Source organism: Rhizobium sp. Root1204 (assembly GCF_001424965.1).
Lineage (GTDB): Bacteria > Pseudomonadota > Alphaproteobacteria > Rhizobiales > Rhizobiaceae > Pararhizobium.
Genome location: NZ_LMCZ01000033.1, coordinates 1 through 10212 on the forward strand (window position 1 = coordinate 1; position 10212 = coordinate 10212).

At 57.8% G+C, this 10212-nt stretch carries 11 protein-coding genes and 1 pseudogene; 5 read left to right on the forward strand and 7 right to left on the reverse strand.

What is annotated here, in order from left to right:
* Positions 1-922 precede the first annotated feature (922 nt).
* The 7 genes from ASC96_RS20985 to napE all read right to left on the reverse strand — a co-directional run bounded on the left by ASC96_RS20985 (position 923) and on the right by napE (position 6439).
* Complete coding sequence (locus ASC96_RS20985) at positions 923-1513, reverse strand: carbonic anhydrase (RefSeq protein ID WP_060505067.1); 591 nt, start codon at positions 1511-1513, stop codon at positions 923-925.
* 294 nt (positions 1514-1807) lie between these two features.
* The gene (locus ASC96_RS20990; RefSeq protein ID WP_060505076.1) at positions 1808-2503 is read right to left on the reverse strand and encodes a NapC/NirT family cytochrome c; all 696 of its coding nucleotides are present in this window, start codon (positions 2501-2503) and stop codon (positions 1808-1810) included.
* 7 nt (positions 2504-2510) lie between these two features.
* Entirely contained in the window at positions 2511-2981 is a 471-nt protein-coding gene (locus tag ASC96_RS20995; RefSeq protein ID WP_348270821.1) for a nitrate reductase cytochrome c-type subunit, read from the reverse strand.
* On the reverse strand, positions 2981-5488 hold the full coding sequence (napA, locus tag ASC96_RS21000; protein ID WP_060505069.1) for a periplasmic nitrate reductase subunit alpha: 2508 nt from the start codon (positions 5486-5488) through the stop codon (positions 2981-2983). The genes ASC96_RS20995 and napA overlap by 1 nt, the downstream gene beginning before the upstream one ends.
* The gene (locus tag ASC96_RS21005; RefSeq protein WP_060505070.1) at positions 5485-5751 is read right to left on the reverse strand and encodes a chaperone NapD; all 267 of its coding nucleotides are present in this window, start codon (positions 5749-5751) and stop codon (positions 5485-5487) included. The genes napA and ASC96_RS21005 overlap by 4 nt, the downstream gene beginning before the upstream one ends.
* Positions 5744-6244 (reverse strand): ferredoxin-type protein NapF, encoded by a 501-nt coding sequence (gene napF, locus ASC96_RS21010; protein WP_060505071.1) that lies wholly within the window; start codon positions 6242-6244, stop codon positions 5744-5746. Before napF ends, ASC96_RS21005 begins: the two co-directional genes overlap by 8 nt.
* 3 nt (positions 6245-6247) lie before the next feature.
* The gene (napE, locus tag ASC96_RS21015) at positions 6248-6439 is read right to left on the reverse strand and encodes a periplasmic nitrate reductase, NapE protein (protein WP_060505072.1); all 192 of its coding nucleotides are present in this window, start codon (positions 6437-6439) and stop codon (positions 6248-6250) included.
* 289 nt (positions 6440-6728) lie between these two features.
* Between napE and ASC96_RS21020 the strand changes: the two genes are divergently transcribed.
* The 5 genes and pseudogenes from ASC96_RS21020 to ASC96_RS21040 all read left to right on the forward strand — a co-directional run.
* Positions 6729-7028 carry a hypothetical protein gene (locus ASC96_RS21020; RefSeq protein ID WP_060505073.1) on the forward strand — a complete coding sequence of 100 codons (300 nt, stop codon included), beginning with the start codon at positions 6729-6731 and terminating at the stop codon, positions 7026-7028.
* A gap of 435 nt (positions 7029-7463) precedes the next feature.
* A pseudogene (locus ASC96_RS21025) lies at positions 7464-7946 on the forward strand (transposase); the annotation flags it as partial.
* Positions 7947-8447: 501 nt separating this feature from the next.
* Positions 8448-8804 carry a hypothetical protein gene (locus ASC96_RS34045; RefSeq protein ID WP_060505074.1) on the forward strand — a complete coding sequence of 119 codons (357 nt, stop codon included), beginning with the start codon at positions 8448-8450 and terminating at the stop codon, positions 8802-8804.
* Entirely contained in the window at positions 8801-9799 is a 999-nt protein-coding gene (virB11, locus tag ASC96_RS21035) for a P-type DNA transfer ATPase VirB11 (RefSeq protein ID WP_060505075.1), read from the forward strand. The genes ASC96_RS34045 and virB11 overlap by 4 nt, the downstream gene beginning before the upstream one ends.
* Positions 9796-10212 (forward strand): hypothetical protein (locus ASC96_RS21040; RefSeq protein WP_156397700.1); only part of this gene is annotated, 417 nt, incomplete at its 3' end. The genes virB11 and ASC96_RS21040, both read left to right, overlap by 4 nt.

A 10212-nucleotide genomic window follows, 5' to 3' on the forward strand; every position in this document is an offset into this window, starting at 1 on the left:
TCTGCCATGCAAATCTCCAGTTAGTCCTGGAAACCTTCTCGCACACGCAGCAAGCCTCAAAATATAGCCAATCCAATGGGGCGGAGACGGCGCTTACGATGAACGCGATCGTCACCAGTGCCAAAAGGACGTAAAAGCTCGTTCGCTGAACAGACATGACTTCCTTGTTGGCTGGGCTGTTCTCGTCCCTTCCTGCAGGACCACGCCCAAGGTTGCTTAATTCGACAATAGGCGCGTCGTGACGCAAGGCCAACTGGAACCGTTACGCTGAGCCAGCTTCTTTGCACCAGTCTTAGGGAGTATCTAATTGAAGTAAGGTGCTGCGGCCGCCGTCACTGTGTCGCGCGCAGGCGCAAACTCACCTTGGAGCTGCGAGATCATTTAGGCGGACAAACATAAGGCACTCACAAAAAGGGTCAAAGTTCCATAAATTAGGTTATGCGATATGTTATACCATAACGTTAAATTATATTTCCAAGTGAGCGTCGCCACATAATTTTAGACACGCGTCAGCTAATGTTGGATTCTGCACTCACAATTTTAGACCCTAGGGATTTTTGATTGGTGCCCGATCCGGGCTACTCCCCCGCTCAAAGTGAATTGGACGTCGCCGGTCGGGGCTATCTTTTTGAACATGACGTTAGCAAGTGAGCTAACACCCCATTAGGTTACGGTCTGTGGGTTCTACTTGGAACGGGTCTTCGAAAGAAGGCCCCTTCTTTGTTTTTGCGCGCGAGTATGCAGCAACCGCCTGGTTTTCGGCGTCGGCTTGTGTTCGATGTCGCTGATCTCGGACGCGGTCAGATGAAGTTTATCGATGAGCAATTCCCAGAGCTTCTGAAGTGCAATGCGGTTGGCCTTGATAACATCGGCACCCGCTTTTCACAGCTACCACCTGGCAACCAACCCCTCGACGATGACATCACCGTTCTATCGAACACCCGAGATTTGAAAGTAGCCCATCCTTCAAACCATATGCCCACCCGTGGATGGACACTGCCTTGCCCTGTTTCCAAGCGGCCTGCAATGTCGGTGTCCGCGCGAGTCTCGTAACTTGGTCAATGATGGAGGCCTCGCAAAGTTCGTCCAAGTCTCTCTCGCTCCACGCGCCACAGTCCCGGCATTCGAAGGACGTGTCTGCGACGTCGCGGATCGGCTGAAGCCAGTGGTCGATGAGGCCGTAGCTGTCACCGCTGACGGCAGCTCTTATTCCTCCGCAGCCATAGTGTCCGCAAACAATGATGTGTTTCACCTCAAGTTGGTGAACTGCGTATTCGAGGACGGAGAGCATGTTGAGATCGGTCGGATGTATGAGATTGGCGACATTCCGGTGCACGAACACCTCGCCCGGCTCAAGTCCTGCGATGACGTTGGCGGGAACTCGGCTGTCAGAGCAACCGATCCACAGATATTCAGGGCGCTGAAGTTCCGAAAGCCGCTCGAAATAGTCAGGCCGTTCGGCCGTTCTTGCGTCAGCCCAGAGTTTGTTCTGCGTGAAAAGTTTCTCGATCATCCGATGATTCCGAAAGGGATAGACTTATGCCCAGCGCGTATAGCCCGCATGGCGGGAGGACGAAAGGTGTTTATGAAAGCGGCATCCTTTGGAGTTGCGCAGTTTGGAATATACCATGCACGTCGATCTTTTCGACGACGCCGATGTAGCGAGGATGGGCGAACGCTTGGATCACTCTCAATATCTTGGGCCGAAATTGGAACGAGCCGTCTTATGGCGGCACGCGGTGTTCAGCTCCCACGATGACGTTTGATCATGCGTCTCTCGGCCGACCTGGCTTCATTCCGTTGAAGTTCAGAACATCCCCGTGTGAGCGTCGGCGACGAACTTACGCAGCTCATCGATAGGTGAATCTCCAGCCATCTTTTTTCCCTCGAGTTCTTTCGGCATTTTCCAGCCAGGATCGATGCCTTCCATGTTTGGCAGCTCGTGGGCTATGCCCTTATGGCAATCGATGCAGGTGGCTTTTCCTGTCAGGAGGTATCGCGTGTGGATTTCAGCCGCCCTCTGGGTCTGCTTCTGCAAATCCATAGCAACCGAAGAGTGGCAGTTGCGGCATTCCAGACTGTCGTTGGCCTTCATGCGTGCCCATTCGTGCTGCGCCAGTTCCAGGCGGTGTTCGAGAAATTTCGATCGCGTATTGATCGTCCCGAACAGCTTGCCCCACACTTCCTTGGACGCCTGCATCTTGCGGGCGATCTTGTCCGTCCACTGGTGCGGCACATGACAATCGGGACAGCTTGCGCGCACTCCTGAACGGTTCGAGAAGTGAATGGTGCGCGTCAGCTCCTCGTAGACGTTCGCCTTCATCTCGTGGCATCCGGTGCAGAACTTCTCGGTATTGGTCACTTCGAGGGCCGTGTTGAAAGCGCCCCAGAACATTACGCCGCCGATGAAGCCGCCGAGCGTCAGGAACCCAAGCCCAAGCGTCACGGCGGGCGTGATCATTATACTCCATGCCCACAGCACGACTTTCCGGATCCAGGCGATCATGGTCTCACTCGCTTCCCGCTGGCTTGAACCCAAGTTCGCTCATGTCTTTGAAGGTGCTGGGAACCAGCGACTGGACATCCGCCTGGGGGACGTGGCACGCCGTACAGAAGTACCGCCGCGGGGAAACGTCCGCGATCATCTGTCCCTCGCGCGTCATGTAATGCGTCACGCTGATCATCGGCGCGCCCGAGTCCTGTGTGAATTCGCGCTTGTGACAGGTGAGGCAACGGTTGGCGTTTACCGACAGTTCGTAGCCCTCGATCGAGTGGGGGATGATCGGAGGCTGGTCCGGATAGGCGCGCATCTTCCGTTTATCGTCGATCACCCATTTCGGGAGGACGGCGGCCGCTCCCGACTCCATGGCGTGGGTCTGGCCCTGAAGCTGCGGGACGTTCTGCGTCGCCACCTGGGCGATCGCTGCGGTCGCGATGAACACAAGAAGTCCGCCAGCGATTGCAGTCCATTCGGGGCGCATCAGACGACGACTGGTAGAATCTTGACCGCGCATTTTTTGAAATCCGTCTGTTTGGAGATGGGATCGGTGGCGTCGAGTGTTACCTTGTTGATCAGTTGGCTTGCGTCGAACCATGGAATGAAGATGACGCCCGTGGGCATTCGGTTGCGCCCACGGGTATCGATCCGGGTGCGTATTTCGCCCCGGCGCGAAACGATGCGGACTTCCGCTCCTTGATTTAGTCCCCGTTTTCGGGCGTCGTCGGCGTTCATGAAACAGCGTGCGCCGGGAAACGCCTTGTAAAGCTCCGGAACGCGCATCGTCATCGATCCCGAATGCCAGTGTTCGAGCACCCGACCCGTGACCAGCCAGAACTCAAATTCCTCATCGGGCGATTCCGCAGGTGGCTCGTAGGGCACGGCCAGAATAACCGCCTTGCCATCCTTCTGACCGTAGAAATTCACGCCCTCTCCCGGCTTGACGTAGGGATCGTACCCCTCCCGATACCGCCACTTCGTTTCCTGCCCGTTCACGACCGGCCAACGCAGTCCGCGGACTTCGTGGTAGGCGTCATAGGGTGCGAGATCGTGACCGTGTCCTCGGCCGAACGATGCATATTCCTCGAACAGGCCTTTCTGGACGTAGAAGCCGAAGTCCTTCGACTCGTTGTTGTCGTACTCGCTGTTAGTCTCACTGAGCGGGTATCGATCGACCTCGCCGTTGCGGAACAGCACGTCGAAGAGGTTCTTGCCTCGATAGGTGGGGTTAGCCTCGAGCATCTCCGCCGGCCAGACGTCTTCCGTGGTGAAGCGCTTCGAGAACTCCATCATCTGCCAGAGATCAGAACGTGCATCACCAGACGCTTGGACGAGCTGATGCCAGACGTGGGTCCTGCGTTCTGCGTTGCCGTAAGCGCCTTCTTTTTCCACCCACATGGCGGCGGGCAGTATGAGATCTGCGCTCATCGCGGTGATTGTCGGATAGGCGTCGGAGACGACGATGAAGTTGTCAGGATTTCGATAGCCCTGATATGTCTCGTTGCTGTTGTTGGGCGCGGCCTGGACGTTGTTGTTGCATTGGACCCAGTAAAAGTTGAGCTTGCCGTCCTTCAGCATCCGGTCCTGCTGGACGGCGTGGTATCCCGGCTTCTCGGGGATGATGCCGTGCGGGATGCGCCAGATTTCTTCCGCGTGCTTGCGATGTTCGGGATTGGTGACAACCATGTCGGCAGGAAGCCGATGCGCAAAGGTGCCGACCTCGCGCGCCGTGCCGCATGCGGAAGGTTGTCCGGTTAGCGAAAACGGGCTGTTGCCTGGTTCGGAAATTTTTCCGGTGAGCAGGTGTATGTTGTAGACCATCTGGTTGGCCCAGACGCCGCGGACATGCTGGTTGAACCCCATGGTCCAGAGCGACATGACCTTCGTTTTTGGATCGGCGTAAAGCTCCGCCAACTGTTCCAGAAACTCAGGCTCGACCCCCGTCATCTCCGCCGTCTTCTTCAGCGTATATTCGGAAACGAACTCCTTAAAAGCCGCGAAATCCATCGGCTCCGACTTGCCGGGATCGGCCGAGTTCGCAGCGTTCACTTCTTTCGGATCATCGGGTCTCAGCCCGTATCCGATATCAGTCACGCCGCGTGCGAACTTCGTGTGCTTCTCAACGAACGCAGTGTTCACGCGGTCCGTCTGTATGATGTGGTTCGCGATGTAGTTCAGGATGACGAGATCGGTGCCCGGCTTGAAGATGATCGGGACGTCGGCCAGGTCCATGCTTCGGTGCGTGAAGGTGGAGAGTACCGCAACCCGGACATGATCGTGGCCGAGACGACGGTCGGCGACGCGGGTCCACAGGATCGGATGCATCTCCGCCATATTAGAGCCCCAGAGCACGAACGCGTCTGCGTTCTCGAAATCGTCGTAACATCCCATCGGCTCATCCATGCCGAAAGTACGCATGAAGGCGACGGCAGCCGAGGCCATGCAGTGGCGGGCGTTGGGATCGAGGTTGTTTGACCGGAATCCCGCCCGCATGAGCTTCGTCGCTGCGTAACCTTCGAAGATCGTCCACTGGCCAGATCCGAACATGCCGACCGCCGTCGGGCCCTTCTCCTTCAACACGCGTTTGGCCTGCTGCGCCATCACGTCGAAGGCTTCGTCCCAGCCGACGGGTTCGAATTCGCCATCCTTGGCGTAGACGCCGTTGCGTTTGCGAAGCAGCGGTGTCTTCAACCGGTCCTCGCCGTACATGATCTTGGAAAGGAAGTAGCCCTTGATGCAGTTCAAGCCGCGGTTGACCTCCGCCTGCATGTCACCGTGCGTGGCGACCACCTGCCCTTCCTTCACGCCGACCATCACCCCGCATCCGGTGCCACAGAAGCGACAGGGAGCCTTAGACCATTTGATCTCCAGCGCCCCTACCCCGCCGGGAACTGGCTGGGCTGCGGCGGGGAGTGAAATGCCAGCCGTGGCCGCGGCGATGCCAGCGGCGTGTGCTTTCAAAACCTGGCGTCGCGTCAGTGCTTCGGTCATCTGTCTGCGCTCTCCGTTTCGACATGTTCGAAAACCATGTTTGCCGCGATGACACCGTCAAGAAGGGATATCCTCGACAGGCAATCGCCCATCATTCCGGTACTGGTCCCCTCGATGACCAGGACGATCTTTCCGCGCTCGCAGCCATGGACTTCGACGTTTTCCATCCGTTCAAGTTCCGCCAGGACTTTGTCGGTGGCCGCAGGCATGGTGGCGACGACCGCGCTCGATATGTGGAAGCTGGTGGACTGCAGTTCAGGCATCGGCAGCCTCCAATTGTCGAGATTTCACCGTTATCGCGCTGACAGGGCAAACTCCCACGCAGGCACCGCAACCGATGCAGGCGTGTTCGTCGAGGTCAGGCAGGAAGGGTCCGCCAAGGCGCGGCTTGAACCGGATCGCGTTCTCCGGACAGCTCTCGCCGCACGATTGGCAGGCGACGTTGCGTTTCGCGAGACAGGCATCCGTTATCGATGCAAAATGATCGAAGCGGAGAGCGCCCTCAGGAAGGAAGACGGGTTCCGGGCAGGCGAGCCTGCATTCGCCGCAGAAGGTGCATTCGGCCGTGGTGAAATCGAGCAAGGGTCGCCCATCCCCGAGTTTAATCACTCCGGTGGGACAGCGCTCGACGCAGAGGCCGCACCCGGTGCACGACCGGAAAGTGGCTGGGGTAGTTCCGGGAGGGCGGATGGAGGGCGAATATTCAGACCCCTTGCCAAGGAGGAACGAACGCCTTGTGGGAGCTTCCTCGCGCATCTGCTAGTGCCCCAACGGGCCGGGAGGGCCGAATACGATCTGCCACATCCATACAGCAAATCCGTAGGCCCCCACGACGCCCACTGCGATGATTGGCCAGATACCAAACGCGAGTGCGAGGAAAGTCAGCAGCTCGGCGCGCTTTCGCTTACCCGCAGACGTGGTCGCCAGTTCCGCGTTAATCGGTTCAGACATGAGTTCCTCCCACTCTGAAGTGCATTCTAACGAGGCTATCGATTAAATAAAGTGCAAAAACATGACATTTTTCACTTGGGTTGGGCTCGTTGTTCCAGGGCAGAACCAACGACCCACGCCGAGGAAACCGGTGTCCAATCGGTGAGCCGTGCAGGTTGGAAACGGCTTAGTGCGATTGCACCGGCAGCCTAGCTGGCTGATACCACGATCTTGGATCATACACTCCGTTTCAGAGTTCATTGACTGCTGCGAGTTTTTAGGTCGTTTCCTGGGAAATCCACGACAGCATATGTTTCCGCCCTTCTTGGAGAAGGACTGGCAAATCGGCTACAGCGCCTTGAAAGATGGCTACCTCTCACTCAGCGCGAAAGTTCGCGAGTGGTTCGAACGAAATCGGATCAACGATGGAGTTCCGGTCACCGTTGCAGGGCTGCTGGGCTGGGCCGAGCGTGTTCTTGTCGATGAGAGCGGTCTCGAAACTGCGGAGTATGATCTACTTGCCAGCCCGCTCGGCCTATTGACTTCAGGCGTGATCAGAGATGAATGCAGACGCACCCTCGGTCGCACGAGAATTTTGTCAGGGCGCTAACTACTCGCCTCTCGGCCCCGAGGTCTCCTTATAAATTATCGACCCAAACGGCGTTTGTCCTTGCCCGTTACTGCCTCGCTGACGGCATCCTTCCCGTTCGGTGTTTGACCCGTTCCAACGTCTGTGTTCAGTTGTATGAAGCCGTGCGTTTGCGCTGACTACGGCCCTGAAAATGAATCCAAGATTATGGCTGGGAAGGGATAGCGAATCCAACATTGTCCCATCACCTTCTAAAAAAGCACTGTGGCGCAGGTCAGTTTCCGTAACGAAAACAGTATTTTCGAGTCTAAAATTATGTGGCGACGCTCACCAAGCGCCTGCCGGGCAACACGATCAACGGATCGTGTCCCAGGGAGTGGTGTAGCTGGATTTCATAGCCATCGGTGATTTCCGGTAGGGTCGGGTTGCTTAGAACCAACCTGAAGGACACCACCGATGACCGACGATATGATGAACCTGCGTTCGCTTGTTGAGAAGAGCGCAGACGCAGATTTGCTGCGCGATATGATCGGCTTTGCCGCCGAGAAGCTGATGGCACTGGAAGTTGGCGCTGCGACCGGTGCAGGCTATGGCGAGAAGAGCGCGCTTCGTGTCGCCCAGCGCAACGGCTATCGTGATAGAGATTGGGAAACGCGAGCCGGAACGGTGGAGCTGCGTATTCCCAAGCTGCGGACAGGCAGTTACTTCCCAAGCTTCCTCGAACCCCGTCGCATGGCCGAGAAGGCTCTGACAGCGGTTATCCAGGAGGCTTATATCCAGGGTATCTCGACACGCTCGGTCGATGATTTGGTCAAGGCCATGGGCATGTCGGGCATCTCCAAGAGCCAGGTCTCACGACTTTGCGAGGAGATCGACGTTAAGGTCAAAGCCTTCCTCGACCGACCCATTGAAGGCGAATGGCCATACATCTGGATCGATGGTGCGCCGTGCGGCGCGGGAGGTGCGTATGATTTAACGTAACCTTTCAAGCTTGCCGATTTTTGACCGGCGGCTGTAATGCCGCCCGACCTACAGGAGCAGTGGGTCGAAGGGGGCCGAGAAGCCTGACCGGGCGTCGCTGGTTGGGTTGCATAAGCAGATTGGCCTTAACTGTACCGGACGCTGTCCATCAACCGCGGGCCGGGCTACCACAATGCCTATGGCGAGACAACGAAGTGAGCGCCAGAAGCCTCGGAATACACATATTGCTTCCATCGGCGTGATGGCGTGGAAGCACGAAGAGCAATCAGAGGCGGTAAGGCTCGTCTATCCTTACTGCCGGGTTCTCGAAGAGACCCGAGATGGGACTGGCTCCTTTGCCCCATCTCCCGCATTGCACGGGGTAGAGCTCACCGCCTAATGGCACAAGGTTGGAAATCGGAACACGGGAACTTGGATCGTCTGCCCGGTCGGAAGCCGGGCTCGCTGCGACGGCCAGATATGGACGACACCAAGGGCGGAGCTTTCGTAGTAGTCGGAGTGCGGGAAAGCCGCATGCAGGGCGAAGGGAAGCAGGAAGACGATAGGATTGCAAAGACGGAGGAGTGGTCTGTGGACATGGATCATCGGACAGATAAAGTCTGGGTACTCGGCATTCAAAGCAAACTCTATCAGTGGAGTAAGGCAAATCCCGACGACCAGTGGCGCGACATGTGGGGTTGGTTGACCGACCTCGACTTTTCCGATTTTTATGCTGATCCCGTTCGCCAGGAGATGATGCGCCTGAAGCGCGGTGGGCAGATCCGCCGGGATGTCGACCCCACGCCTTATTATCCGATCGCGCCGGTCTACAAATGAGCGCGTTCCCGTTTCTCGAAAAAACCCTTGAACGGCTAAAGCCCTTTCTCTCGGATGACCGCGTTTCCGAAATCTCGGTCAATCGCCCCGGAGAGCTGTTCGTCGAGCGCCTGGGTGTGAGCAGCATGGAGCGGGTGGAAGACGCGCAGTTCACGGCCGACTGGATTAGGACGTTGAGCGAGCGCGTCGCGGGTTCCACCAACCAGGTCGTCAATGACGAGCACCCGATCCTGTCCGCATCGCTTCCATCCGGGGAACGCTTCCAATGTGTGCTGCCACCGGCCGCACCCGCTGGCGGCGCCATCTCCATCCGTAAGCAGGTCATTCATGACATTGGCCTCGACGTTTATCAGCAGCGCGGCGCTTTCGAGCACACGCGCGTCGGGCGCCAGCTTTCGCTCTCGGCCGCCGAAGAAGAGCTTGCCGCTATGATGCAAGGCGATGTCGATGCCATGGAATTCCTCCGGACCGCCGTACGCTTGCGGGTCTCCATCGTCGTGTCCGGCGGCACCTCTACCGGCAAGACGACTTTCCTCAATGCACTCTTGAAGGAGATCCCGGAAGAAGAACGCATTGTCACGATCGAGGACACGCGCGAACTCAAACCGATCACGCCGAACACGGTTGCCCTGCTCGCCTCCAAAGGCGACCAGGGCCGCGCCAAGGTCACGCAACAACAACTCCTCGAGGCCTCCTTGCGTATGCGCCCCGACCGGTTGATGCTTGGCGAACTTCGCGGGGCAGAAGCCTTCTCCTTCTTGCAGGCGATCAATACCGGCCATCCCGGCTCGCTGACTACAGTGCACGCGAATTCGGGGCGATCGGCCTATGAGCGCTTGGCGTTGATGGTCATGCAAAGCGGCATGGACCTGAAAAAACAGGAGATCATCGACTACCTCAAAGAGGTTATTCCGATCGTCGTTCAGCTCGCCCGCACGCCGGATGGACGCAGGGTAGTTTCGGAGATCGTGTTCACCAAGGCGGATGCGCTATGAACCCAGCCCTCCTGCTGTTTGGCGCTCTCATTGCCGTAGCCACGGCTGCGTTTGTGGCGTCGCTTGCCTATGCTGGCCTCTACTATGCCTTTGACAATGCGACATGGATGTTTCAGGCGCTGCAGGACGATCTTCTGGCTTCGTACAAGGCTGCACGTCTCGATCTCTATGCCGGTGAGTGGCACCGGCCGGCGATCGCAGCCGGCGCGGGTTTTGTTGCCGGCGCCGCGATGCTGATCACGCTTGCGACGGGGAAAAAGAAATCCACCGATGCGCGCTTCCTCAGCACGATGGAGGCGCGCGCCCTCGGCCTGACGCGCACCGGTGGCGTGTTCGTTGGCAGAATCGGCGGCAGCCTGATCAAAGTCCCTGGAGGCTTTACCCAACGTGGCTCCGGCAGGCGGCGGCTGACA